Annotated in this window: 28 protein-coding genes; 15 read left to right on the forward strand and 13 right to left on the reverse strand. The window is 36.4% G+C overall.

Annotated elements, in window-relative coordinates:
* The first annotated feature begins 19 nt into the window (after positions 1-19).
* The 5 genes from Rain11_RS01850 to Rain11_RS01870 all read left to right on the forward strand — a co-directional run bounded on the left by Rain11_RS01850 (position 20) and on the right by Rain11_RS01870 (position 4096).
* Positions 20-883, forward strand: a complete 864-nt coding sequence (locus Rain11_RS01850) for a M23 family metallopeptidase (protein WP_101357629.1) — start codon at positions 20-22, stop codon at positions 881-883.
* A 107-nt stretch (positions 884-990) separates the two neighbouring features.
* On the forward strand, positions 991-1494 hold the full coding sequence (locus Rain11_RS01855; protein WP_101357630.1) for a bactofilin family protein: 504 nt from the start codon (positions 991-993) through the stop codon (positions 1492-1494).
* Positions 1495-1587: 93 nt separating this feature from the next.
* A complete protein-coding gene (locus Rain11_RS01860; protein WP_101357631.1) occupies positions 1588-2376 on the forward strand; it encodes a lysophospholipid acyltransferase family protein in 789 nt (262 codons plus the stop codon).
* Position 2377: 1 nt separating this feature from the next.
* Entirely contained in the window at positions 2378-3577 is a 1200-nt protein-coding gene (locus Rain11_RS01865; protein WP_101357632.1) for an aspartate aminotransferase family protein, read from the forward strand.
* Between the two features lie 114 nt (positions 3578-3691).
* A complete protein-coding gene (locus tag Rain11_RS01870; protein ID WP_101357633.1) occupies positions 3692-4096 on the forward strand; it encodes a LysM peptidoglycan-binding domain-containing protein in 405 nt (134 codons plus the stop codon).
* 44 nt (positions 4097-4140) lie between these two features.
* On the opposite strand, the gene Rain11_RS01875 is transcribed toward Rain11_RS01870, so the two are convergent.
* On the reverse strand, positions 4141-6135 hold the full coding sequence (locus Rain11_RS01875) for a GAF domain-containing protein (protein WP_101357634.1): 1995 nt from the start codon (positions 6133-6135) through the stop codon (positions 4141-4143).
* 3 nt (positions 6136-6138) lie between these two features.
* Complete coding sequence (locus Rain11_RS01880; RefSeq protein ID WP_101357635.1) at positions 6139-6762, reverse strand: hypothetical protein; 624 nt, start codon at positions 6760-6762, stop codon at positions 6139-6141.
* Positions 6763-6881: 119 nt separating this feature from the next.
* On the opposite strand from Rain11_RS01880, the gene Rain11_RS01885 reads away from it, so the two are divergent.
* Positions 6882-7784: a hypothetical protein gene (locus Rain11_RS01885; RefSeq protein WP_101357636.1), complete on the forward strand. Its 903-nt coding sequence runs from the start codon at positions 6882-6884 to the stop codon at positions 7782-7784.
* A gap of 4 nt (positions 7785-7788) precedes the next feature.
* On the opposite strand, the gene Rain11_RS01890 is transcribed toward Rain11_RS01885, so the two are convergent.
* Complete coding sequence (locus tag Rain11_RS01890; RefSeq protein ID WP_101357665.1) at positions 7789-9099, reverse strand: cryptochrome/photolyase family protein; 1311 nt, start codon at positions 9097-9099, stop codon at positions 7789-7791.
* A 173-nt stretch (positions 9100-9272) separates the two neighbouring features.
* Between Rain11_RS01890 and rpsO the strand changes: the two genes are divergently transcribed.
* Both rpsO and Rain11_RS01900 read left to right on the forward strand, forming a co-directional pair.
* Positions 9273-9548: a 30S ribosomal protein S15 gene (gene rpsO / locus Rain11_RS01895; RefSeq protein ID WP_101357666.1), complete on the forward strand. Its 276-nt coding sequence runs from the start codon at positions 9273-9275 to the stop codon at positions 9546-9548.
* A gap of 42 nt (positions 9549-9590) precedes the next feature.
* The gene (locus Rain11_RS01900; RefSeq protein WP_243390521.1) at positions 9591-9821 is read left to right on the forward strand and encodes a hypothetical protein; all 231 of its coding nucleotides are present in this window, start codon (positions 9591-9593) and stop codon (positions 9819-9821) included.
* Here Rain11_RS01900 and Rain11_RS01905 read toward each other — a convergent pair.
* Positions 9805-10233 (reverse strand): TerB family tellurite resistance protein, encoded by a 429-nt coding sequence (locus tag Rain11_RS01905; RefSeq protein WP_101357637.1) that lies wholly within the window; start codon positions 10231-10233, stop codon positions 9805-9807. The genes Rain11_RS01900 and Rain11_RS01905 overlap by 17 nt on opposite strands.
* A 112-nt stretch (positions 10234-10345) precedes the next feature.
* Here Rain11_RS01905 and Rain11_RS01910 point away from each other — a divergent pair, with 112 nt between their 5' ends.
* Positions 10346-10828 carry a hypothetical protein gene (locus Rain11_RS01910; RefSeq protein WP_101357638.1) on the forward strand — a complete coding sequence of 161 codons (483 nt, stop codon included), beginning with the start codon at positions 10346-10348 and terminating at the stop codon, positions 10826-10828.
* Complete coding sequence (locus tag Rain11_RS01915) at positions 10825-11778, forward strand: L-threonylcarbamoyladenylate synthase (protein WP_101357639.1); 954 nt, start codon at positions 10825-10827, stop codon at positions 11776-11778. Before Rain11_RS01910 ends, Rain11_RS01915 begins: the two co-directional genes overlap by 4 nt.
* A gap of 1 nt (position 11779) precedes the next feature.
* On the opposite strand, the gene Rain11_RS01920 is transcribed toward Rain11_RS01915, so the two are convergent.
* Entirely contained in the window at positions 11780-12940 is a 1161-nt protein-coding gene (locus tag Rain11_RS01920) for an FtsW/RodA/SpoVE family cell cycle protein (RefSeq protein ID WP_101357640.1), read from the reverse strand.
* A gap of 40 nt (positions 12941-12980) precedes the next feature.
* A complete protein-coding gene (locus tag Rain11_RS01925) occupies positions 12981-13694 on the reverse strand; it encodes a pyridoxine 5'-phosphate synthase (RefSeq protein WP_101357641.1) in 714 nt (237 codons plus the stop codon).
* Positions 13695-13728: 34 nt separating this feature from the next.
* On the opposite strand from Rain11_RS01925, the gene Rain11_RS01930 reads away from it, so the two are divergent.
* Complete coding sequence (locus Rain11_RS01930) at positions 13729-14832, forward strand: AMP-binding protein (RefSeq protein ID WP_101357642.1); 1104 nt, start codon at positions 13729-13731, stop codon at positions 14830-14832.
* A gap of 1 nt (position 14833) precedes the next feature.
* Here the strand turns inward: Rain11_RS01930 and Rain11_RS01935 are convergent, their stop codons facing one another.
* Both Rain11_RS01935 and Rain11_RS01940 read right to left on the reverse strand, forming a co-directional pair.
* On the reverse strand, positions 14834-15529 hold the full coding sequence (locus Rain11_RS01935; RefSeq protein ID WP_101357643.1) for a hypothetical protein: 696 nt from the start codon (positions 15527-15529) through the stop codon (positions 14834-14836).
* Positions 15530-15533: 4 nt separating this feature from the next.
* A complete protein-coding gene (locus Rain11_RS01940) occupies positions 15534-16037 on the reverse strand; it encodes a hypothetical protein (protein ID WP_101357644.1) in 504 nt (167 codons plus the stop codon).
* 192 nt (positions 16038-16229) lie between these two features.
* Here Rain11_RS01940 and Rain11_RS01950 point away from each other — a divergent pair, with 192 nt between their 5' ends.
* Together Rain11_RS01950 and Rain11_RS01955 are read left to right on the forward strand one after the other, a co-directional pair.
* Complete coding sequence (locus tag Rain11_RS01950; protein WP_101357646.1) at positions 16230-17798, forward strand: tetratricopeptide repeat protein; 1569 nt, start codon at positions 16230-16232, stop codon at positions 17796-17798.
* 1 nt (position 17799) lies between these two features.
* Positions 17800-18684, forward strand: a complete 885-nt coding sequence (locus Rain11_RS01955; protein ID WP_101357647.1) for a flavin reductase family protein — start codon at positions 17800-17802, stop codon at positions 18682-18684.
* A gap of 28 nt (positions 18685-18712) precedes the next feature.
* Here the strand turns inward: Rain11_RS01955 and Rain11_RS01960 are convergent, their stop codons facing one another.
* On the reverse strand, positions 18713-20599 hold the full coding sequence (locus Rain11_RS01960; protein ID WP_101357648.1) for a HAMP domain-containing protein: 1887 nt from the start codon (positions 20597-20599) through the stop codon (positions 18713-18715).
* A 119-nt stretch (positions 20600-20718) separates the two neighbouring features.
* The gene (gene tgt, locus Rain11_RS01965) at positions 20719-21849 is read right to left on the reverse strand and encodes a tRNA guanosine(34) transglycosylase Tgt (protein WP_101357649.1); all 1131 of its coding nucleotides are present in this window, start codon (positions 21847-21849) and stop codon (positions 20719-20721) included.
* 269 nt (positions 21850-22118) lie between these two features.
* Here tgt and Rain11_RS01970 point away from each other — a divergent pair, with 269 nt between their 5' ends.
* Positions 22119-23648: an AAA family ATPase gene (locus Rain11_RS01970; RefSeq protein ID WP_101357650.1), complete on the forward strand. Its 1530-nt coding sequence runs from the start codon at positions 22119-22121 to the stop codon at positions 23646-23648.
* A gap of 2 nt (positions 23649-23650) precedes the next feature.
* Here the strand turns inward: Rain11_RS01970 and Rain11_RS01975 are convergent, their stop codons facing one another.
* Positions 23651-24085, reverse strand: a complete 435-nt coding sequence (locus tag Rain11_RS01975; RefSeq protein WP_101357651.1) for a hypothetical protein — start codon at positions 24083-24085, stop codon at positions 23651-23653.
* 100 nt (positions 24086-24185) lie between these two features.
* On the opposite strand from Rain11_RS01975, the gene Rain11_RS01980 reads away from it, so the two are divergent.
* A complete protein-coding gene (locus tag Rain11_RS01980; protein WP_101357652.1) occupies positions 24186-25250 on the forward strand; it encodes an Rpn family recombination-promoting nuclease/putative transposase in 1065 nt (354 codons plus the stop codon).
* Between the two features lie 10 nt (positions 25251-25260).
* Here the strand turns inward: Rain11_RS01980 and Rain11_RS01985 are convergent, their stop codons facing one another.
* Both Rain11_RS01985 and udk read right to left on the reverse strand, forming a co-directional pair.
* Positions 25261-25815, reverse strand: coding sequence for a hypothetical protein (locus tag Rain11_RS01985; RefSeq protein WP_101357653.1), 555 nt, complete (start codon positions 25813-25815; stop codon positions 25261-25263).
* Positions 25816-25817: 2 nt separating this feature from the next.
* The gene (gene udk, locus Rain11_RS01990; RefSeq protein WP_101357654.1) at positions 25818-26435 is read right to left on the reverse strand and encodes a uridine kinase; all 618 of its coding nucleotides are present in this window, start codon (positions 26433-26435) and stop codon (positions 25818-25820) included.
* Positions 26436-26513 lie beyond the last annotated feature (78 nt).

Consider the following 26513-nt stretch of genomic DNA (forward strand, 5'->3'; position numbering starts at 1 on the left):
TTTGCAAAAATTTTAGTCAATGAAAATCAAAGAAAGTTTATTTGCGTGGCTTTCGCATCGCTACGAAGTAGTTGTAAGAGATGAGGAGAACTTTGAAGAGAAACGCACTTTTTCTTACAGCCACACCAAAGCCTTAGTTTTGGTAGTACCAATACTTGTGCTGATGTTTATTTTAGGTTTTTGGCTAGCCCCTCGCCAAAGTGGCAAAATACTACAAAGCTCACAAGAATTGCAGATGAAAAAGCAACTTCTTTCACTTACCAATACCGTAGATTCACTTCTTGAAGTTACAAACCAGTATGAACGCTACTACCAAAATTTTAGAAAAGCTATTGAAGGTGATGTAAAGGACTTACGAGCAGATACTTCTAAAATTCTCAAAAATCAAGTTGCCCAAACTGATACCATTCAAGATTATATTTCGCAAGCCGATTTGAACCTGCGAAAAGAATACGAAAGTATGAATATTAGCCTTAAAGAAACGAAAATGAGCAAGGAAGAAACCCAATTGCAAGGTATCTCGTTTTTTCCGCCTATCAAGGGTACTATCACCGAACGCTTTGATGCAAAAAACAAACATTTCGGCATTGATTTGGTTGCCAAAGCCAATGAACCTATCAAAGCCGCCGCCGATGGCACCGTAATTCTGGCTTCTTGGACAGAAGACACTGGCAATGTGATTGCCATACAACATCAAGGCGAAATAGTTAGCTTTTACAAGCACAACGCCGCTCTTTTCAAAAAAGTAGGCGATTTTGTAAAAGCAGGTGATGTCATTGCAATTATAGGCAATACAGGTAGGCTCTCCTCGGGACCTCACCTACATTTTGAACTATGGTATAAGGGAAATGCAATAAATCCTGAAAAATTTGTTTCTTTTTAAGAAAAAAATTCGTATCTTTCAGCGTGAATTTCTCAATAATTCAGGATTTCATTCGTTTCTCTCAAACTAAAACCAAATTTTTATCAAAACTAAAACCCTCTTAAATTATGGCAATGTTTGGAAGTTCGCATAAAGAAACCCCTAAAACTCAAGAAATTGATAAGATTTCTAATGCAAGCACCAATATCGGTAAAGGGGCTACATTGCAAGGAAACATTGATACCTTTGGCAATGTACGTGTAGATGGCAAACTCATCGGCGATATTAAAAGCAAATCCAAAGTAGCAACGGGTAACGCATCTTTGGTAGAAGGCAGTATCACCGCCCAAAATGCTGAAATTGAAGGTGAAGTAAAAGGGTCATTAGAAATTGCCGAACTTTTAGTATTAAAATCTACCGCTATTATCAATGGCGATATTATTACATCTAAAATGGTAGTAGAGGCAGGAGCTATTTTTAATGGTAAATGCCAAATGGGAGATATTAACCAAATCAAGAAAATGGCAAGCGAGCCAAAAGATACAAAAACTGAAAACAATTTTAGTCTTAAAACTGAAAATGGTAAAGAAGAAGTATCCACCAACTCCGTTTTCAGTGATTTGAAAATTTAGTGCTACCCAAGCACCGATATTCATACTTCAAAGGCAATTTTATTAGATTGCCTTTTTTATTCTGTTTGCATTTTTGGCAAAAATGGAATACCTATGAAATTAGCAATTAAACTACCTTTTATCAAAAAAGATTCCTTTGGGCATCTTATTCCGTTGAAAAAACTGCTTATTTCACTAATTGGAAGCCTCACTTTCCCGCGTCTGAACTGGCTTAACAAAACCCAAGTAAAAGGTCGTGAAATTCTAGAAAATCTGCCTGCCAAAGGCGTGCTTTTTGTTTCTAATCATCAGACTTACTTTGCTGATGTAATTACAATGCTCCATATTTTTTGCACCGTAGGCTCAAAAATCACTAAAAACCATCGCAACCCTTTGTATCTGCTTCGTCCTCGTAGCAATGTGTATTTCGTAGCCGCAGAAGAGACTATGAAATCAGGTCTGATACCTCGCTTGTTTGCATACGTAGGAGCAATTAAAGTAAAACGTACTTGGCGAGAAGCAGGCAAAGCCATTCAGCGAGAGGTAGATTTGAAAGATATTGAAAACGTAGGGCAAGCCCTGCAAGATGGTTGGGTGATTACCTTTCCCCAAGGAACTACCAAAGCCTTTGCCCCCGGCAGAAAAGGTACTGCTCACATTATCAAAGAGTTCAAACCTGTGGTTGTGCCTGTGGTTATCAATGGTTTTCGTAGAGCCTTTGATAAAAAAGGTCTTTTCCTGAAAAAAACAGGCGTTGAACTTTCGGTTACGTTCAAAGAACCTCTTTTTATCAATTATGAAGATAGTGCAGAAAATATTTTGGCACAAGTAATGGACGCTATTGAACAATCGGAGCGTTTTCAGTTCAAGTTTGAAGATAAAATAGGTTTAATGGGCAAATAGAATGTCATTTTCACAGAGAGAATTATTTTTGCGTTTTCTTGCTCAAACTTCCCCCTCTCCTTTGCTTTTAGAAATAGAAAAAGCCGAAGGAGTTTATTTGTATGCTCCTAATGGTAAAAAATACATAGACCTTATTTCAGGGATTAGCGTAAGCAATGTGGGGCATCGCCACCCCAAAGTAATAGAAGCTATTCAGGCTCAACTGCAAAAGTATTTGCACCTGATGGTCTATGGTGAGTATGTGCAAAGTCCGCAGGTGCTTTTGGCTCAAAAATTAGTAGAAAATCTGCCTGCAAATTTGGATAATGTTTATTTCACAAATTCAGGAAGCGAAGCCGTAGAGGGTGCTTTGAAACTGGCTAAACGCTTTACAGGCAGAATGGAAATCATTAGTTGTTACAATGCCTATCACGGCTCTACGCAAGGGGCTCTTTCGGCAGGCGGCAACGAATACTTCAAAAGAGCCTACCGACCTCTGCTTCCTATGGTAAAGCACATACATTATGGTAGTTATTCGGATTTGGAGCAAATTACAGAAAAAACCGCTTGCGTTATCATTGAAACCATACAAGGCGAGGCAGGTGTGAAAGTAGCTTGCTCCAATTATTTCCAACAACTTGCTGTGCGATGCAAAGAAAAAGGGACTTTGCTTATTTTAGACGAAATTCAAGCAGGTTTTGGTAGAACAGGTAAATTGTGGGCTTTTGAGCATTTTGGTATAGTGCCTGATATTTTGGTACTTGCCAAAGGAATGGGGGGCGGTATGCCTATTGGGGCTTTCATTGCTCACAGAAGCATAATGCAAGTTTTTACCGAAAATCCTGTTTTGGGGCATATTACTACTTTTGGCGGACACCCCGTAAGTACTGCGGCGGCAAAAGCTACTTTGGAAATTATTTTAGAGGAAAATTTAGCTCAGCAAGCCGAAACAAAAGCCCAACTCTTTTTGCAAAACCTCAAACACCCACTCATACGCCAAATTCGCCATAAGGGTTTGCTGATGGCAGTAGAATTTGAAAGTTTTAGCCTTCTCAAAAAAATCATTGATAAAGCCCTTGAATTAGGGGTAATTACAGATTGGTTTTTATTTTGCGATAATGCTATGCGTATTGCTCCTCCCCTTACTATTTCTGAAAGTGAAATTCAAACTGCTTGTGCCTTTATTTTGCAAGCCATTGAAAGAGTTTATCATTCAACTTGAATAATCTAAATTTTACCGAGAAAATTTCCTATTTGAGCGAAAAAAGGCTTGCAAGAAATTGTTTGAAAAAGAATTTATACCTAAATTCACACAAACAATTTAACCCCTACAATTATGTTTGATTTGAAAGAAATGGCTGAAAAAGCCCTCAAAACCAAAGTAGAAGAGGTAGTAAGAGGCAGAGTTCGCGATTTAGAGGTAATCGTGAATGGCACAGAAGTAACCATTCGTGGCGAAGTAGAAACTGCCGCCGATAAGCAAGCCGTACTTGCCGATGTGCAAAATGTGGAAGGTTTGACTAAAATTGTTACAGGTTTAAGTGTTGCTGAAGAAGTTCGTAAAGCCGAAGCTGAAAAACAAACCTACACCGTACAAGCAGGAGATACTCTTTGGGGTATTGCCCAAAAACTTTTAGGAAATGGTGCTTTATACACTAAAATTTACGAAGCAAACAAAGATGTTATCGGTAGCAATCCAGACCTGATAAAAGTGGGAATGGTATTGAAAATCCCTCAATAACAATCATTATAGTAAGGGCTTTTGTTGTGAGCAAAGCCCTTTTACTACACGTTTCCTGAAAGGTTCTGAATAGTAGCTACCAGCAGTCTATCTTGTCCTGTTTCAAAATTTTTGACTTGCATTTGCACATCAAAACGTAAGCCGTTTTTGGTTACTGCTTTAATTTTTCTAACATCTTTGGTAGCTACGCCTTCGGCTCGGCGGGTACGAGTAGCCGCAAAATCGCTTCGTATTTCATCAGGCAGTATATCCAAAAGGTTTCTTACACTTACTTCTTGCAGTTCTCCCGATTCATAGCCAAACATATTTTCAGCCTGACGATTGGCAAACTGAATAATGCCCTTCTCCGAATATACCAAAATGGCATCACTTACGCTATCTAAAATTAGCCTAAGTTTGGCTATTTCTTTTTCGCTTTGCAAGAGATTTTTTTCAAGCTCTTCTTGTGAATGAATTAACTCTTGCGTATTCTGACGCAAATACTCCTCTTGCTCACGAATAGCATCGGTTTTAGATTTCATTTCTGAAAGCAAGCGACGTGTAGAGTCGTTGGCAAATACAGAAATAATTGTAGAAGCTGTTACTTCGGCAATACTTTTTACAAAGTCAATTTGATATTGTTCAAATTCAGTAAAACTGCCCAACTCAAAACAACCAATCACTTCTTCATTGTATTCCAAAGGCACTATCAAAATACTTTTAGGTTGCAAATTACCTAACCCAGATTTTACCAAAGCATAATCAGGGGGTACTTGCTTGATATGCACTACACCTCCTTCCAAAAAAGCTTGCCCTAAAAGACCCTCACCCAAGCGAATTTGCTTTTGCATACTTTTCTTTTTATCAAAAGCATACATTCCTTTCAGTTCTAAAAAAGGCTCTTTTTCAGTTTTGTTTAGAACAAAAATTCCACCCTGATTGATACCCAAATAACGCACCGTTTCAGAAATTACTTCTGTGCAAAGCATTTCCAAGTTATCGGTGTTGCGTCTTAATATTTCAGAAAACTTGGCAAGCCCCGCAGTTGCCCAAGCCCGTAGTTGTTCTTGTTCATAAACAGCTTTCAAGCTATTACGCATTTCAGCAAGTGAAGTTCCCAATTCTCCTTTTCCGCCAAAAACCGCTACCTCTGAATCAAAACGACCTTGCCCTACTTCGGTAGCAAAGGTTTTAATCACTTGCAGGTTTTGAGCAAGTTCATTTACCGCTTGCACCATAGAGTTAAGTTCATCTTTGGCTTCGGGAATTGGAGGGGGAATATCACCTTTTGTAAGAACACGCAAGCTATCACGCATACTGCGAATGCGTCTGAGGATAAGCAAAATCAGCAATGAACCGATAAACGCCGCCACTGCTACTGCTACCACAAACTCGCCTGCAACAATCCAATCACGCCAATACGCTAAATTCTGATATTTTTCATCATATTCTTTTTCTGTATTATCTTGCTGAATAATAATCTCTTCAGCTGTTTTTCTCAAATCCGATACAATCAGAGCTATATCAGTCTGCAATGATTTCTGCAAACGCTGATTCACGTTATCTATCCCTACAATTTGCTTACGCCGCACATATACACTTTTTAGCTGATTGAGCTCTGCTTTCAGGTTGGTAAGCTGATTATCTATTTTAGAAAAAAGCACCGATACGGTATTATTTTGTGCTTTTTTTACGTATTTTTCCAGAGAGTCTCGGTTAGTTTTTACGCCATTCAGCCAGATGTTCTCGTATTCTTTCAAAAATTGTTCATCATTGAAAACAAACGCCTTTTCTACGGCAACTATACTCTCCTGTACTTTATCATTGAGAGCAGATGCAAAATACTTCACAGGAATAATTCTTTCCAAAACAAAATTGCGATTTTGAAGCATCAACCCCCACTGATAATTGGCTCCTTGTATGAGAATAAAGGAAATCAGAGCCATAGAAAGAAATCCTCCCGTTAGCCTTCCCTGAATAGTCGTGAAATCTATGCGGAAGTAGTACCAAATACGTTTGAACAAGTTGTATTTTTTGGGGGCATTCGTGAGTTCAGTCATAACTTACAAATTATTGTAATACTCAAAGATACGAACCATATCAGCACGTTGTTGCAAACTTAAACGATTTTTTTTGATAAATTCCGTCAGGCGAGGTTCTTGCATTTGTTCAAAGAATCGTTTTTTCTTGCTTGTTTTTAGTTTAACGATTTTACCATTAGATTTGAGAGCATAGAATTCAGTTACTATCCGATACGAAAAGGTAGTAGTCCCCATTCCGTACCAGCCCCAGCCCGGTTGTGGATTGACACGAGTTTCCAAATATTCTGTTCCTAATAATGTGGCTTTTTTACCTTCGTAAATAAGCTCAAAAAACTGCATAGTTTCGTAATTGATATTCGGATTTTTTTGATAAGGCAGTGCCACAAAACGCCTACCTACACGGACTTTTTCATCAAAAAACTCAAAAAAATCTACCTGCCTTGCACTAAACGTTTTAGTAACCCCTCCCACTTCTATCATAACGGTTTGTTTTTCAGTATCGTATTTGAGCCTTCCCGAATATAAATTACCTTCTTTATCCATTACTCGTCCTTGAAGCCAACTACCCTCAGCCAAAATTTGGGCTTGTAAGCTACTTTTCATCAAACCAAAAGCTATACCAATTACTATAAAGAGATGTTTCATAGCTCTATGATGTTGCACTTTTACAAAGATAAGGAATAAAAATTTGCTTACAAAATTTTGATAGATTGCGATGTAAGTTTATCTAAAAATTCTTAAATTGCCAGAAAGTTCATAATACTATGAAAATACTTGTTTTTGCTTTTTTGATACTTTTTTTGGGTTTTGAAGGTTTGCAAGCCCAAGAAATTAGCAAAAAATATCAGATTGTTCTCAAAGATGGAAATGTACTCAAAGGCAAACTTTTAGAGATCAATAAAACTTTTTGGGTACTGGAAACGGAAACCTTAGGAATTATTGAAATACCTTTTGAAAATATTAAGTCTTTTGAAATTTTAGACAAAAATCAGGAGGTTACTGATAACAGTAGCAATATAGACAAAACCGCCTCAAATGCTTACAATCCTGTTCCCGAAAGATACTTATTTATGCCTTCGGCTATTCCGCTTGAAGCGAAAAAAGGAAATTACTCATTTTTGCTACTTTTCACAGGCGTACATTATGGTTTTACAGAGAAATTTAGTGCAGGCATCAATTTTTTTGCAATTCCAATTCCTTTTTTTCTCTCAAACATAAATTTCAAGTTTTCTCACTCATTCAAGCCTAATATTCATCTTGCACTGCAAGCTAATAATTTCCTTTTTTATGAACCATTCTTTTCAACAGGTTTAGATTTAATTCATAACCCTAATTTGTTAATCACTTTGGGCAATAGACGCCAAAATATTACATTAGGGGCAGGCACTTTTTTCAGCTTCATATATCCTGATTTTAGGGTAAATCCTTTTTTTCAGGTTTCTGCTGTTACTCCTTTGAATTGGCGAACCTTTTTAGTTACTCAAAACTTTTACTTTGGTCTTTTTGAAACGGGTTTACTTTCTAATTCTTTGGCTGTAAGACTTGCGAGAAAAAATAAAGTTTATGATTTAGGAGTAACGAATTTTACAATTTACGATTACGGTGATGTTTTTGATTCTTTCCCTGCCCCCTATGTAGGTATTCAAATTAGCCTTGGAAAGAAGTAAAAAACTACACTTTTTGCCCTAAAGCTTTTTTGTAGGTTTCTAATGCTCTATTGCGGGCAAAAGTATGTTCTACAATGGGCTTGGGATAAGAAAAATCTGCAAATTCGGGCACCCATTTCTTGATGTATTGCAGTTGGGGGTCAAATTTTTTGGTTTGTTCAGCAGGATTGAAAATCCGAAAATATGGGGCGGCATCGCAACCGCTACCACTTGCCCATTGCCAACCGCCATTATTGGCGGCGAGGTCAAAATCTAAAAGTTTTTTGGCAAAATACGCTTCGCCCCAACGCCAATCAATAAGCAAATGTTTCGTTAGAAAACTTGCTACAATCATACGCACTCGGTTGTGCATATAGCCCGTGGCATTTAGTTCACGCATACCCGCATCTACAATCGGATAGCCCGTTTTACCTTCGCACCAAAGAGCAAACTCTTCTTCATTATTACGCCACTGAATTTGGTCGTATTCTCTCTTGAAAGCCTGAGAAACTACGTGAGGGAAATTCCAAAGTATCATCATATAAAAATCTCGCCAAATAAGCTCATTGAGAAAAGTCTGATTTAGCTTTTGTGCCGCCCTGCCAAGCTCACGAATACTAATCGTTCCAAAACGCAAATGTACTCCCAAGCGTGAAGTTCCTTCGATTGCAGGAAAATTGCGTTTTTCGGCATAGTTTTTCAAAATTTCTTCTCTTATTGCCTTGCTTGGGAAATTTTGGTCAGCTTTCACAAAACCCATTTCTTCAAGACTAATTATCTTTTGAGCAGGTTGTTTGTAAAAATTCCCCCAATAGCTTTCTGTAAGATAGCTTTCTAAATGTTTGGGGGTAAGTTGTGAAAGCCATTTTTTGCTATAAGGTGTAAAAACTGAATAAGGCGTGCCTGTATTGCTTAAAATTTCTTGCTTTTCAAAAATACATTGATCTTTGAAAGTAAAGAAAGGAATACCTCTGTTTTGGAGAAAATCAGTTATTTGGCTATCGCGTATGCGTGCATAAGGTTCGTAATCGTGGTTTGTGAAAACGGCTTTTACTTCGTATTTGTCAGTGATTTTTTGAAAAACATCAAGAGGGAAGCCATAAAAAACTTCCAAACTGCTCTCTAAGGCTATCAATTGTTTTTGAATTTCAAAAATGGCTTGATGAATAAACGTAACTCGGCGGTCGTTTTTATCTTCCAGCTCGTCTAAAATGTTTCTATCAAAAATGAAAACAGGAACAACGGGATAAGCCCCCTTCAAGGCGTGATACAGCCCTGCGTTATCGTGCAAACGTAAATCTCTGCGAAACAAAAAAATACTAACCGAAGGTTTCATAAAAACTTTATATTCAAAAATCCAAACAAAAAACAATAAGCCTCATAAAAGGTTTGTGATTTTTCCATAGTATAAAAAACTATTTAATTTTTTCCATAAAAACTTTGGCTAATTCATTTTTTATTTTTACCTTTGCACTCTCAATTTTGGTTTGGAATAAAAGCATTAAGATTATGTATCTGACAAGCGAAAAAAAGCAGGAACTTTTTGCCAAATATAGTCCTTCTAAAAGTGTGAATGATTCTGGTTCTCCTGAATCTCAAATAGCTCTTTTTACCGAAAGAATTAACCATCTTACCGAGCATTTGAAAACACACAAAAAAGACCACTCTACTCGTTTAGGTCTTCTGAAGCTCGTTGGTAAGCGTAAAAGTTTGCTCAACTATCTCCAAAATAACGATTTAGAGCGTTACAGAGCTATTTTGAAGGAGCTAAATTTGAGAAAGTAATTTGCTTGAAAGTATTACCTAATGCCATTACTTGCAAAAGTTTTGGCATTTTTTGTTTATAGAGCTATGGAAAGTAACATTAGTTTGGAAAGTTATTTGGAAAAGAAAAACATTGATTGGCAAAAACTTGCCCAAGCAGAACCCGAACTTTGGCTAAAATTACAAGCAGATTTTGCAGAACTGCACCCCAATAGCTTTGAAATGCAAAAAAAGTTTTTGCTCAATAAGATAAGACGCAAGTATATGCTACAAATTTTTAACCCAAAAATTTAGCAATATCTTGGGGTGTAGCCCCTTTTTCGATTTCTTTGACAAGGTTAGAGATAAAAATCATTCCATTGCTTTGTGCTACACCCATTTCTTCTGCAAAGCGAGCACAGAGTTCTATTTCCTGATTATGTACTACGCCATCGGCGAGCATCATTCCTACAAGTTCGTAAAGTTGTCGGTAGATCATTTCTTTATTTTCAGGCTCAGCCATTGAAATTTTATGCGAATATTTTTCTACTTCCTCAATATTTCTTGCAGGAATATTGTAACTTTGAGCCACTTTGAGGAGATAATCTTTTTCTATCTCATCATAATAACCATCAATTTTCGCTATTTGGATAAGGTTATCCAAATGGCTTTTGGTAGCAACAGATTTCGCATCTTTGTTACCTTTGAAAAAGTTAAGCCAAGGCATAAGCAGCAGTTTAAGTTGATATTTCTATATTATTTACGTAAGAGTTTTCAAAAAGTTTCAAAAAACGAAAAAAATTTTTTCTTTTGTGTAAATCTCTAAACTCTTTTAAGCTATGAAAAGCACAACAATAGGAGATATACTCGCCTCTCTGTTAGGTAGCTTTTTTGTTGCTACGTGGCTATCTTACAAAATTTTAGGTTATTATGAAGTAAATTTATGGGTTTTTGGTGGTTGTATGATTATTTCTTTTATTGCTTCTTTCTATGGAATAGTATTTTTTAGAAAAAAACATACAGCCGTAACCCCCATAAACTTATTACCTAAATTGTGGGATAAACTTTTTCCCATTTATTTGTTATTTTGGTTGGTTATTTTAGTGTATTGGGGCATACATCTGGGTAATATCTTTGACGATAATTTTGGCAAAAGGCTTTTGGACAGCATTGATAATAGTTTTACACGTTTTTGGATAGATATTTACGCCACAGGAGCTAATGGCTTACCTGTTCCTACCGAAGCAGGATTAGTAGTGGTGTTATTTTTTACAATTATTAGTCGTTTTTTGGGAGCTATTCGTTTGGGTGCAAAGCAATGATAAGTACAGACCTTAATTTAGCAGAAAAATTATTAAGAAATAACGAATTAGTAGCCATTCCTACCGAAACAGTGTATGGTTTGGCAGGAAATGCTTTAAGTGAAGAGGCAGTAGCTCAAATTTTTGCAGTAAAAAATCGCCCCACCTTCGACCCGCTCATAGTTCATAGCGATAGTTTAGCAAAAATAAAAAATTTTGTTCTTGAATTTCCCCCAAAGGCTCTATTGCTTGCCGAAAAATTTTGGGCAGGTTCGCTCACTTTACTTTTGCCTAAAAAGCCTATCATTCCCGACTTAGTAACAGCAGGTTTGCCCACGGTGGCAGTTCGTATTCCCAAACATTTCCTTACGCTACAATTATTGCAAAGATTAGAGTTTCCACTGGCGGCTCCAAGTGCCAACCCTTTTGGATACATCAGCCCCACCACAGCCCAACACGTAGCCGAGCAATTAGGAGAAAAAATCCCTCTCATCTTGGACGGAGGCAGTTGTAGTGTAGGAGTAGAATCAACTATTGTAGGGTTTGAAGGTGAAAAAACAATTATTTATCGTTTAGGTGGGGTTTCCGTAGAAGCCATAGAAAATTTGATTGGTAAAGTAGAAGTAAAAACTCATTCTACTTCCAATCCTTTGGCACCGGGTAGTTTAGAAAGCCATTATGCTCCTACTAAAAAGTTATTTTTAGGTAATTTACAAGAAATTTTAGAAAGATACTCTCCCCAAGATATAGGCACTTTGGTTTTTAGAAAACCCATTCCCAATATTTACCCAGAAAACCAATTGATACTATCGGAGCAGGGCAGTTTTACAGAAGCGGCTAAAAACTTGTTTGCAATGCTGAGAAAACTTGATAAAATGCCTGTTAAGGTAATTTGGGCAGAGCTTTTACCTGAAAAAGATTTGGGCAGAGCTATCAACGACCGCCTTCGCAGAGCCAGTGCCAAAAGATAGCTTACTCCTGAATATCGCCTCGGCTTACACTCAAAATAATACCAATAGTTGCTCCCGTGAAAAGCAAGGAAGTTCCCCCCATACTCAAAAGAGGGAGTGGTAATCCTGTAACAGGCACAAGCCCCAAAGTTACGCATATATGTACAAGTGCCTGCATTACAAGACTGAATGCAAGTCCCGTAGCCAGCAAACCCCCAAAAGCCCGATTGCTTCGCGACATAATAATCATTGCCCGATACAACAGAGCCATATACAAAAATATCACAATAGCCCCCCCTATAAAACCATATTCTTCTACCAAAACCGCAAAAATAAAATCTGAATAGGCTTGTGAAAGAAATTCTTGCTGAGTGCTTCTGCCCGGACCTTTACCCCAAAAACCTCCCGTACCAATGGCTATGAAAGATTGTTCAATTTGTGTATTTTGTGCTTTTTCAGGAGTTTCTATCAATTCGTAATAAGATTTTACTCGCGATTTGAAAGTTTCCCAACGTGAACCAGAAACCAAAGCAATTCCTATCACCAACAAACCTACTACTGCAATTGTTACAAAATACCGCACAGGAACTCTGCCAATAAACATTACCAGCAAAGAAGTAACAAAAATCACAAAAGAAGTAGAAAAGTTATTCACCGCAATAAGCCCACAAATAATACCTATCCAAGTAATCATTGGCATTAGTGATTCTTGAATATTTTCAATATTTTGTTGCCTACGAGAAAGCATTACGGCAAGATGAGCTATCAAAGCTAATTTGGCTAAATCAAAAGGACGAAAAGAAACATTTAAGACGGGAATAATAAGACTTCGGGTAGCTTCATTGAGTTCTACCCCAAAAAACATTGTAATAATAAGTAAAGGAACAGAAATTTGTAATGCCAATCGCGAAAGTCTTGCATAAAAACGATAGTCTATCAAATGAGCTAACCACATCACCACCAATGAAAGTATCAGAAACAACGAATGCTTCTTGAGATAATGCACTGTATCGCCACTATTTTCGCGATATGCCAAACTCTGTGTAGCACTATACACCAAAAGCACACTAATAATAGAAAAAGCCAAAACAATATACCAAATAATAGGGTCGCCTTTGAAAATGCTATTTTCTTTTTTCAAAGGGGGTGTTTCACTGATATAGGTATTCGTAAGTGGTGGCATAGGTTATACAGATTAAAAGAATTTTACAAGAATAAAAGTACTATTCCAACTGCCTCAAATACAATTGTATAGTATTTTCCAAACCCACATACAAAGCATCGCAGATGAGGGCGTGTCCGATAGAAACCTCCGCCAAAAATGGAATGTTTCTTTTCAAGAAAGCAAGATTTTCAAGGCTCAAATCGTGTCCTGCATTGACTTCTAATCCAATATTTTTTGCTAATTCAGCCGCCTTGATGTACGGCTCAACCGCTTTTTGAGGATTTTCAGCGTATTGGCGGGCATACGGCTCGGTATAAAGTTCTATACGTTTTGCTCCAATTTCTGCAACTTTTTCAATATTTTTCAAATCTGTTTCCACAAAAATAGAAACTCTAATACCTTCTCTTTGCAAAGTATCCACTATTTCCTTCAAAAATACACTATTTTCTGAAACGTTCCAACCTGCATTGGAAGTAAGCACGTTAGGTGCATCAGGAACAAGCGTTGCTTGGGTAGGTTTTACACGCAAAACTAAATCTAACCAACGCTTATCAGGATAACCTTCAATATTAAATTCTGTATAAATCAGTGGGGCTATATCTAAAACATCTTGATAGCGAATGTGGCGTTCATCGGGGCGAGGATGCACCGTAACGCCATTTGCCCCAAAACGTTGTACATCTTGGGTTACTTTTACGATATTGGGGTTATTTCCTCCTCTTGCGTTGCGAAGTGTTGCAAATTTATTGATATTTACGCTTAATTTGGTCATATTTTTTAGATAAAGACAAGATTTTTACAAAATAATGATAAAAATTTTACGAAAACAAACAGATTTCCGCATTTATTACAAAGAAAACTCTTGGAGCAAACAAGATTGTCTCAAATTCACCAAAGACGAAAACTTGCCTTACTGGATAAGCCAAATTTTAGAGTTTTGTAAAGATTGGCTCAGCGAAAAAGAAATTTTTAGTTTTCAAACTTCTGGCTCTACGGGAACACCCAAAACTATTCAGGCAAGCCGAAAACAACTACTCGCAAGTGTAACCCTTACGCAAAAAGCCTTTCAACTTAAAGGCGGAGAAGTTGCCTTGCTATGCCTACCTACTGAATTTATTGCAGGCAAAATGATGCTTATTCGTGGAATGGAACTGGCTTGGCATATTATTTTACAAGAAACCCAAAGCAACCCTCTGCAAAACTTGGAAGTAAGCCGAAAAATTGATTTCGCCGCTTTTGTCCCTTTGCAAATGCAAAGTATTTTGGAACAAACACCTGAAAAAATTAACCGACTTTTTCATAAGCAAAGCACTATTATTTTAGGAGGAACAAGTCTTTCTTATTCTTTGGAAAAGAGCCTTGAAAAGCTAAAAATTCCTATTTTTCACACTTACGGAATGACAGAAACCCTTTCGCATATTGCCGTTCGTGCTGTGAATGGTAAGGAGAAAAGCGATTTTTTTCAGGTTTTAGAGGGGGTTAAAGTTCGTTTGGATAAACGAGGTTGTCTCTGTATCACTTCGCCAACTACGGATTTTCAGGAAATTATTACAAATGATATTGCTGATATTCTGCCAAATGGCACTTTCAGAATTACAGGACGAATAGATAATGTTATCAATAGCGGTGGAGTGAAAATTCAGTTAGAAATGGTGGAAAAAATTGTGGAAAAAGTTTTTGAAGCAGAACATATCCATAATCGTTTTTTTTGCATAGGCATACCTGATGAAAAATTAGGACAAAAATTAGTGCTTTGTGTGGAAAACGCTTTTTGGAATGTAGAAAAGGAAAGAGAAATATTAAACAAAATTGCCCTGCTTACAACCAACAAATATTATGTACCCAAATCTATTCTCTATAAAAGTCATTTTGAGCAAACTGCTACAGGCAAGATTAAAAGAATTTTGTAAATCACCAATTGGGCAAGTTTTTGATTGTAGGAGCAGAAGGGGTTCTTTTCTGAAAATATTTGCGTAGTAACTCTTGCTCTTGATTGGTAATTGCTTCTAAAAGCTCATTTTGACTTTTATTTTCCTTGAAAATTGGCAATTCTACAATAGTATCAACAGGTGTGGGTAAAGACGGAGAATTTACTTTTTCTTTGGTTTGAGGGGTGTTTTTTTGAGAGAGTTTTCTAATTAGCTCGTAATTGAAGCGAGCATTTTCATTATTTTCTGCAAGATAGAGCGATTGTTTGTAGGCTTTCAGGGCTGAGTCTAAGGCTTGAGGGGTGGTCAGAAAAATAATATTACCGATTTGAACTTTAGCTTGTGACTGCCATTCTGCCGATTTTGTTGAACGAGCCAGTGAGTCATAAAAACGCAGAGCTATATTTTTCTGGTTGAGTTCGTAGTAGGCACTTGCCAAATTCCACAAATTCTGCTCCTTTTGAGAAGAGTCTAAAAGTGTAAGATGAAAAGTTTTTGAAATTATTTCTTTGGGCTGATTGTGCAAGTTTGCTATCTTCACCCTAATTTTATTTGCTTCTTCTAATTTGAAAGGTGAAAAGCCCCATACGTAAAAATAAATCCAGTAAAATGCCCCCAGACCTGCTAAAATAAGCAATGCAGTACGTATTTTTTTATAGGTACTCTTGGCTTTTTTCAAAACATTAGGCTTTTACTTTTTTGGTTTTAAGTGTTGGAGTTTGCGTTGTAGTTTTAGCAGACTGCTTTTTAGCAGTAGTGCTTGAATTAGATGTAACTTTTTTTGTTTTTTTTACATTTTCACTCAAATTGTTTTCTTGCGAATTATTTTCTTGTTTTGTGGTAGTCTTTGCTACTTTTTTTACTTTGGTTTCTTGCTTATACTGCTGTTCATTTTCTTTTACATTATTTTCTGAATTTTGTAGCACTTCTGTATTACTCTGTTCATTTTTACCTGTTTCGGAAGCGAAAAATATATTTTTCCCATCAAAAAGGTCTTTCCGCATATCAAATAAAAAATTTACAAATTTCTCTTCACTTACAATAATTCTTACAGGAAATAGGAAAGGTAATTTATAGGCTTCCCGTAAAAAGTTTTTGACCGTATTATCGCTCAATTCCTGAATAGCTTGAGTACGCTCTTCTACAAACTTTTTGATAGCAGGCAAGTGCTTTAATAACTCTTTCATAAAGATTTATTTTTTAAGAAAACGTTTTCAAAATTTCTGCAAAGGTAGAAAACATTTCTGAAAATCTCAAACGAAAAAACAATTTGAATGAAAAAAACTTTTTTGTAATTTTTTTGAAAAAATTTAATTTTTTTTGCAAATTTGAAAAAAAATTGTAACTTGCATTTTGAAATCTTGTAAAGTTCTAAAAAAATGAAAAATCTCATACTTGCTTTTATTTTTTTTATTTCTCTTTCTTGCTGGGCTCAACGCGAAGAGGAATTGCTCCAACGCAGACATAACCGCTTGTTAGAAGATAGAATTCGTTCATTAGAAAATAACTATCGCCACCAGATAGAAAATTTGCAGGCTCAAATTTTATTACTTTCTGCCAAAGACACTACTCAACAGAAACAAATGCTCAGTACTTTGCAATTTTACTTAGCCCAAATTGATAAAAAATACGCGGAAGAACTTAGCGACTTAAAAAAGCAGAAAGACGAACGAAAAAATGAAATTGGACAAATTGTACAAAACCATACTTTTTTACTCCAACAGCAAATTAACCAACAAGCATCTATGTTACTTTTCGGAGGTTTAGGCATTGTAGTTCTTTGTGTGGTGCTTTTCTTTGTGGCTTTGAAAATGCTTAAAGACCAACAAGAACGCCAAATGCAAAGTTTTGCTCTTAATCAGCAAAGTGAGCTCAAAACACAGCTTTCTGTGATTTTGAAGGATATCCTGCAAAAAGAATTAAAAAGTTGGCAATCTACGCAAAATGCAAATAACAGCGAATATGAAAGTATCATTTCATCTCTCAAAAATAAAATAACTGAATTAGAAAAACAATTGAATCGCCAGAACATTGAAGATAAAACTACAATTACTAATGAACTTTCCCCTAATAATGAAACTGAAAAACCTATTCAAACAGAGATTTTCACTATCGCCGAAATCAATACAATAAACCCCAACGAGAAAAAAATAGAAAAAGAAAGCATAGAAAACGAAAGCGAGCAAATATCCGAAAAACCTCTGTTTCACAACAACCGAGAGTGGGTAGATGCGATTGAACAAAAAATCAATGAATCTTTGAAAGAAGAAAGCATTACTGAAATAACCAATGAGGAGGAAATCGTAGAAGAAATTATTTACGAAAAAGATACTTTTCAGCCTACTGCCGAAAGTGAAACCACCACTACTGAAACAGAAAATACACAAATCATTCATAATCCTGAATACGATAGTCTGATAGCTCAAGCTATGATGGCTTATGAAAACAAAGACTTTTCCGAAGCTATCTCGCTTTATAGCAAAGCTATTGAAATAAGTCCTGATTATTTGGCTTACACACGCAGAGCTAATTGTTATCATATTCTCAAAAAATATGACCAAGCCGCAGAAGACTATGAGAAAGCTATTCGTCTCAAAAAAGACTTTATTCCTGCATACAACAACGCTATTGAGATTTATATACTGACTGATAATTTTTTCCAAGCTCTTACACTCCTTGAACGATTAACCCCTATTGAAAAATCGCATAGCCATAAAGCTGTTGAGCTTTACCTCAAGCTCATTGCCCAAAAAGGTTTAATGCAAAATACTGAAAAAACAGAAAGAGAAATAGATGAACTTTTGCGTGAAAACTTTACTTTTAATTTTTCAGTAAAAGAAATAGAAGATTGGCTTCTTACTGCCGATATTGATGCCACTGATAAAAAACTCATTCGTGTAAAAACTGAACTACTAAAACTAAAAAGAGAATACGCCAGCGTAGCTTAATATGAGTATCAAGACTATTTCCCCCCAAGAAGTCAGTATTGCTGATTTTCATAGTATTTTACTTTCAGCTGTTGCTCCTCGTCCTATTGCTTTTGCAAGTACTCTTGATAGCGAAGGCAACATAAATCTTAGTCCTTTTAGTTTTTTTAATGCCTTTGGGGCAAATCCTCCTATTCTGATTTTTTCACCCGCTCGTCGTGTTCGTGATAATACCACTAAACATACTTTGGAAAATGTTCGCCAAGTTCCCGAGGTAGTGATAAATGTGGTAAATTATGCTATGGTAGAACAAACCTCCCTCGCCAGCACTGAATACGATAAAGGTGTGAACGAATTCATCAAAGCGGGCTTTACACAAGTACCTTCGGTGCTTATCAAACCTCCTCGCGTGGGTGAAAGTCCTGTAGCTTTTGAATGCAAAGTATTGCAAATTATAGAAACAGGCACACAAGGCGGTGCAGGAAACTTAGTAATTTGTGAAGTGCTATTAGCTCACGTCAAAGAAGAAATTTTGGACTCCAAAGGAAAAATTGATACCCGAAAAATTGATTTGGTTGGCAGAATGGGGGGCGAGTGGTATTGCCGTGCTAATGGCGAGGCTCTTTTTGAAATTCCTAAACCTCTTACTACCAAAGGCATAGGTATAGACCAACTTCCTGAAACCATACGTAATAGTTCTATACTCACAGGCAACAACTTGGGCAGGCTTGCGAATGTTGAAAAATTACCTTCCACAGAAGAAATTCAGAGTTTTCAAGATGATCGTTTGCAGACTATTCAACAAAATTTTTCAGGGACAGAACTTATCAAGCAAACACATCTTTATGCACAGGAACTTCTGCAAGCAGGAAAAATTCAAGAGGCTTGGCGAGTGCTTTTGAAATAAAGTTTTTCTAACTTTTCTTGAATATGTGCTACCCTGTGGTTCCTCCTTTTCGCAATTCATCTACCGTTTTACGCAGAGTGATAATTTCTTTATCCTTTTCCTGAATAGCAAAAGCCATTGAGGCTTCTTTATTTTTGAGTTTTTCAAAAGCCGCTCGAACTTCCTCATATTGCTTTTCCAACTTTTTGTAATTCTCCTGACTAATATCCAAAGAGGCTTGCAACTGACTTTTTTGTTCCGAAAGCATACGCTCTTTGGAAGTCATTTCTGCCATTTTTCTTTCATATTCCTCTGCTAACTTTTGATAAGCTTCGGCAGTTTCTTTTTCACGTCTTTGCAAAACTTCTTGGGTAGATGCCAGTTCCTCTACATTTTGTCTCATTTCTTCTTCTTGGGCTTGCATTCTTTGGGCGTATTCGGTAGCTTCTTTATACAATCGCTCTGTTTCTTGATTGATACGAATAGCGGCAATAGTAGTAGCAGTACTTTCAGCAATTTTCTTTACGAACTCAATTTCATAATCTTTAAGTTTTTGGAATGAAGCTATTTCAATTGCCCCATAGATTTCCTTCTGGTCCATTAGCGGTACAATCAGCAAATTGCGAGGAGGAGCATCTCCCAATCCCGAAGTAATACGAATATAATTTTCAGGTACTTCGGTAAGATTGATAACAGCCTTCTCTAAAACAGCCTGAGCCAATAACCCATCTTCTAAATCAATAATTTCCTCCTCAAAGCGACGACGGTCGTAGGCATAACATGCTTCTAATTTCAAATACTTTTTACCCCTTTCCTCAAAAAGGGAATAAAAACCCATCTGATTTACATTGAGATACTGTACCAAATTGTAGGTAATAGCATAAGCAAACTCCTCAAAAGAAGGATATTGCTTCCGTAAAATATCGTTGAAAAGTGCAATTCCTGTATTTGCCCAAGTTCTTTTTTCACTTTCATCATCAATGGTTTTGAGGCTATCACGCATACGTGTAAGGGCTACTACGAGCTTATCTTGCTCATTTTTAGCCTTTAATTCAACATCAAATTCGTGATTTCCTATTGCAGTAGCAAATTCGGTAGCCTTTCGTAAGCTATCCGAAAGCCCATTGATATCTTCGGCAAGTATCCCCAACTCATCTTTTTGTTTGAAGTGCAAACGAACAGAAAAATCGCCTGATGCAATACTCCGAATAGCCTTGGCAATTTTACGAATAGGTACAACTACATTTACCGAAAATTGCCAATATACAAACACGAAAAGGGAAATATATCCAAGAAATATCAAAGCTATTTGGGTACTATTACGATTTTTTATAGTATAGAAATCTTCCCAAAGTAAATCACCCAATTCACTATTTTGCGTAAAAAGGCTGATAGTGTTATCCTGAACAAAAGCCATCGCTTGCCTACGAGCCTGATTAGGCACACGTTTCACCGTATAAGTTACTTGCCCCGCCGCAAGAACGCTATCTATTTGTGTTACTTCGGTAGATTGAGTGAGAACTGCCAGCAAGTTTTCTCGGTAAGTTCCCCACAACTGCTTGATTTCATTTAGCTTAGAACGTGTTTTACCTGTTACAGGGCTTACGGGAACACGTTTATTCAAGATTTCAACAGTTCCACCATTTTCAAGCAAGTCTAAATTGTACTGATGTTCATTGATAGCTATTTCCAACTCTTTTTTGTAGCTTTCATTTCCCTGAAAAACTGAAAAAGCCAAAAAACCAAATTTTTGAGCAATTACTTCATTCCTTTGAGCAACTTCTATCCCCGAAGTGCTATTTGCCAGATTTACCTCTTCATAGTTCACGAGAGCATAATTGATAATACTAAGTACAAGCACTATTCCTAAAAATATGAGTAGCTTTACCTGCAAATTCAGCGACTGAATACGCGTAATAAGGTTTTCTTTCGCCATTGATTTTTCAGTTTTTCAAAGCAAAATTCGTAATTTTTTGCAGAAAACAAAGCAAACGAAAGTTTTTTATGCAAAAACATAGAGAGGAAACATCTCAAAATTACCCCAAAAGCCTTTTTTTACAATTTTTGCATAATCTGTGGAATAATTTTATTTTTCCACTGCAAGAAGTTGTTTTCAGCGATGTGTTTGCGAGCCTCGCGAACCAGCCACAAATAAAAACGCAAGTTCTGAATACTTGCTATTTGCGAAGCAAGTATTTCTTTGGAAATCATCAGATGCCTCAAATAGGCTTTTGTATAAAAGCCGCTCACCTCACCTCCTAATACTTCATCAATAGGACTAAAATCATTTTTCCACTTCTCATTGCGAATGTTGATAATGCCTTGCGTAGTAAAAAGCATACCATTGCGGGCATTGCGAGTAGGCATTACGCAGTCAAACATATCTACGCCCAAAGCAATGCTTTCTAAAATATTGGCAGGAGTACCCACCCCCATCAGATAGCGAGGCTTATCAGCAGGTAGTATATCGCATACAAATTCTGTAATTTCATACATTTTTTCAGCAGGTTCTCCAACGGCAAGCCCTCCAATAGCATTGCCCTCACGCTTCAAAGAAGCAATAAATTCCGCCGATTCTTGACGTAAATCCTTGAAAACGCCCCCCTGCACTATCGGAAATAATGCCTGTGAGTAGCCATATAGCCCTGTGGTATTATCTACACGCTCACAACAACGTTTGAGCCATTTGTGAGTAAGCATAAGCGATTTTTTAGCATAGCTATATTCGCAAGGATAGGGCGGACACTCGTCAAATGCCATTATAATGTCTGCTCCTATTACCCGCTGAATATCCATCACATTTTCGGGAGTAAAAAAGTGATAAGAACCATCTATATGCGATTTGAATTTTACTCCTTCATCGGTTATCTTTCTATTTTCTGCCAAAGAATATACCTGATAGCCTCCACTATCGGTAAGTATGGGCTTATTCCAACCGCCAAATTTATGCAAGCCCCCTGCATTTTGTAAAATTTCTAACCCTGGACGTAGGTACAAGTGATAAGTATTGCCCAAAATAATTTCTGCTTGTATATCTTTGTGCAACTCTCGGAAATGAACAGCCTTCACGGTACCTGCTGTACCCACAGGCATAAAAATAGGGGTTTCTATTGTTCCGTGGTCGGTATAAATACGCCCTAAACGAGCTTTACAAGAGCTATCCGTGTGTAAAAGTTCAAAAGTCATAGTATCATTTTTGCAAAACTGCTAATTTTCTGCTTTTCAGCCAAAAAAAGATTTTTTTCTTACCAAGCAAATTACAAGAATTTAACGTTTAATGGCTTATATCTTGTGAGCAAAAATTCACAAAAATATTCCAAGAAATTAAAACCTTTTCAGAACTTGATAAGTTATAGTGTTAGTTTTCATAATTGTAAGTTTTTGATTAGTTAGGTTGCACAATCCGAGCCTCGTGGGTTCGGATTGTGTTTTACAAGAAAAAAGAACGCAAAAGTATGAAACGCAAAGAACGGATAAAAAAACTTCTTATACATCTTACAGAAGGCATTTTTGATAAAGATGAGATTCTGGCTCTGGGTTTGCTTGCCGCAGTAAGTGGCGAAAGTATTTTTTTACTTGGTCCGCCCGGTGTCGCCAAAAGTCTTTTGGCTCGCAAACTAAAATATGCCTTTTGTGAAGGCAAATCTTTTGAATATCTGATGAGCCGTTTTAGCACGCCTGATGAAATTTTCGGTCCTATATCTATTCGCAAACTCAAAGAAGAGGATAAATATGAACGCATCACAGCAAAATATTTGCCTGATGCCAATGTGGTATTTTTAGATGAAATTTGGAAAGCGAGTTCTGCTATTCAAAATGCCTTACTCACCATTCTCAATGAAAGAATTTATCGGAATGGAGAGCAAGAACTACAAGTAAATATTCGTTGCATCATTTCAGCTTCCAATGAATTGCCCCAACTGGGCGAAGGCTTAGAGGCTTTGTGGGATAGATTTCTGATACGCACACAGGTTTCGGAAATTCGTAATCCGAATAGTTTTTTACAAATGATAACCTCCAATAAAGATGCTTACGCTGATACTGTTCCTGCGGAACTCAAATTAAGTGAAATTGAGTTGCAAGAATGGTCTGCCAGCATTGATAGCATAGATGTACCCGAAGTAGTGCTTAATGTAATACAAATTTTGAAACATAAAATTGAGGAATACAACCAACATCAAAGCTCACAAATTTTGGTGTATGACCGCCGTTGGAAAAAAATTATTCGTCTTTTACGAACTTCCGCTTTTCTGAATGAACGTAAGCAAGTAGATTTGATGGATTGTTTTCTTATGATTCATTGCCTTTGGAACACCCCTGAACAAATTTCTGCTATTTTTCAAATGCTTTCGGAAATTATCAGAGAACACGGCTATCATCTTACTCTTAATTTGGGAGCTTTAAGCCGCGAGTTGCAAGAGTTTGAACAGGAAGTTCGCAATGAAACCCTAATTGCCCATCAAGTTGTGGTAGAGGAAATGCAATCAGTGGATACCGAGTTTTTAGAAGTTCTCAATATTCGCAACTATTTTGAAGGCAATCTCATCAAAAAAGCGGATTTTGTCAAATTGAATGTAGAGGAATGGAAATCTATCAGTTTGTTTGATGTTTCCCACAATCTTGTCAATAAAATTCAGGCAAAACTTGCCTTACAAAAACATACTCTTGAAATTTTACACAATTCACAAGTTATACCTTTGAAAATCAAGACCGTAGAACGAGAAAAAACAGAATATATCAAGAAAAAGCCGCATAGTTTGGTAGAGAAGTTTTGGAATGAAAAAGCTCAAGAACTAAAAAATTACATTCATAATCAGCAAAAAAGACTTCAAGAAGATGCCCCTGACGAGCTTAATCATCTGAAAACTAATCTTTTTGTGCCTGCACATTTAGCCGAAATTGTTGAAGCTAATATGAAAGAAAGTAGTAAAATTTTGCAAAATTTGGCTTTGCAATTAGAAAAAATTGTGCATTTATACGAGTAAATTCAAATTCTCGGTTTTTGGAAAAGATTGGTTAGCACCAAAATCAAGCCACTCACCACCATAGTACCAAAAATGAGTAGCCAAAAAGGGTGAGCAAATTCAAAAAAAGAGTTTTTGACATAAAAATTCTCATCTCCCGTTTTGACGCTCATTTGATGCAAGATATTAGAAATATTTCGAAATGAAAGCCATAAACCAACACTCAAAAAAACAAGTCCAATGATGATAAACCCACGCTGGCGGTCTTTGGCACGGCGTAACTCTTTAAGCACCCGAATATAGATTTTTTCAATTGCTTCATCACTCATTCTGCCCTCCATAATTACCTGAATTTCACACAGAGTACGTTTCTCCTGAATATGTTTATGAATTTCATCAAATTCATTCACAATTTCAGGACGTTGGTAATCAGAGGCTTTACGTTTGGGGATAATCATAAATTTTGCTAAATTTAAGCAATGCAAATTTAATAGATAAACCACTCTAAATTCAAAAAAGTTGTAAATTTGTAATGGAAACATCTAAAAGCAAATTTTTATGGCAAAAGTAAATCCTAAAATTGATTTGGTTTTCAAAAAACTATTTGGCTCCGAAGAGAATAAGGATATACTTTTATCGCTCATCAATGCTATTTTACCCGAATATCAACAAATTGCAGATTTAACCCTCAAAAACCCCTATAACGTTTCTGACTACGCCGAAGGGAAACTCTCTATTCTGGACATTAAAGCTGAAGACGAAAATGGTAATTTGTATGATATTGAAATGCAAATTCGTGGCTCAGAATTTTACGGAAAACGAACCCTTTATTATTGGGCAAAGATTTTTGGCTCTCAATTAGACTATCAAACAGAAGAGGAAATCCAAAAAAAGGAAAAAAAAGGAAAATCCTACATTGACCTCAATAAATGTATAGTCATCAGTCTTATGGATTTTGATTTTTTTGATGACAACCGCTATCATCGTTGTTTCATTCTCAAAGACCGCGAAACCAACGAAACTCATACCGATTTAGATTATTTGGACCTTTATTTTGTGGAATTGCAAAAATTTGAAAAAGTACATAAAGAAGTAAAAACAGCTTTGGATAGGTGGATAAAGTTTTTGAATTATGCTGATTTGTACTCCAAAGAAAATTTGCCCCCCGAACTTGCAGAAATGGAAGCTATCAGAAAAGCAAGTGAAAAATTAGAAATAATGTATTTTGACAAAAAAGAGCGAGAATATTATGAAGGTCAGTACAAACGCTACCTCGATGAATATTCAAGAATACAAGAAGAAGTGGATAAAATTGTAAAAATGGCAGTTGAACAAGCCGTCCAAGAGGCTCTTCTAAACGCTGAACGCAAAAAACAAGAAGAGATACAGAAGGCTCTCTCCGAAGTTGAACGCAAAAAACAAGAAGAAATGCAGAAGGCTCTCTCCGAAGTTGAACGCAAAAAACAAGAAGAAATACAGAAGGCTCTTTTGGACGCAGAACAAAAAAAGCAAGAAGAGATAGTAAGGAAGGCGATAGAAAAAGGTCTAAGTAACGAGACTATTGCAAGCCTAACAGGCTTATCTCCAAAAGAAATTGACATTATTCGTAAAAAGCTGAAATAAAAAATTTACGTTAGCTTTTATCACCAACTTTTTCGGCGTAAATTTCAAAATTTTCGGCTTCCGCAAAAATCATTTTTTGCTTACCCTTGATACTATAACGCAAAACTTTTTCATCTTTCAAATACAAATTCAATTCTTTTTCCGAAGCGTATAAGTAATTTTCTGTCTGCAAAAATGCTTTAATTTGTATAGGGGTTTGATTTTTATCAAATTTTATCTCCAAAAACTTTACTTTCAAATCGCTATTTTTGGCTTGGTATTGCAAAATCAGTGTGTCGCCTTTTTGTTCTCTACGTTCATCATATAAATCCTTAAAAGCAGATTTGTTGATATTTGTCTGCTCAAAAAATGCCAATTCTTTTTCCCAACGAATGTTCTCAATTTTTTTCTGTTGTTTCTGATTTTCTGTAAAAGTAGTTTTTAAGTAAAATCCGCCTTTTTGAGCATATAATTTTTGCAAAAATGCTGTCAAATCATAATAATAACTCACATTGTTATTCGGCTCTTGCGACTTATAACAAGCAGAAAAAAGAAGAAAAATTGCTCCATATAAAAAATTTTTCACTTTTATTCAATTTTATTTTTTAGATAACTCACAAGCATTTCCAAAGGTTTCTGAAAGTGTTTATTATTAGGAATAATAATATCGGCTTCGTTTTTGAAGGGTTCAATATAACGCTCATACGTAGGGGCAACGTGCTTTTCGTAACGATACAAAACATCTGAAAGGTCATAACCTCGCTCTACTTGGTCGCGATGAATACGGCGTTTGAGCTTGATATGCTCTTTGGCATCAATGAAAATCTTTAAGTCCAACAGGTCAGCAATTTCTTTGAAATAAAACACAAAAATTCCCTCTACAATAATAATAGGAGCAGGCTTAAAAATCAGTGTTTTAGGAACTATATCAGGGTTATTGTAGGTATATTCCAAACGATAGACTACCTCCCCATTACGAAGTTTTTGTATATCGCGTGCATACTCGTGAGCGTTGATGGATTCGGGCAAATCAAAGTTATGTACCCCATTTTCATCAACAGGTTGTTCTTCGCGTGGGCGATAGTAGTTGTCTTGTGAAACAAGACAAACCTGCTCGTCTGAAAAGGCATTGAGCAAACCTTTTAAAAAAGAAGTTTTGCCCGAAGCACTGCCTCCCGTAATGCCCACGATAAAAGGTTTTTGCATAGAAGTACTTTTTTTCGCCTGCAAAATTAGAAATCTTTGTCAAAATGCTGATAAATGCTTTTGGAAAAAATGCAAAAA

Source organism: Raineya orbicola (assembly GCF_002843425.1).
Classification (GTDB): domain Bacteria; phylum Bacteroidota; class Bacteroidia; order Cytophagales; family Thermonemataceae; genus Raineya; species Raineya orbicola.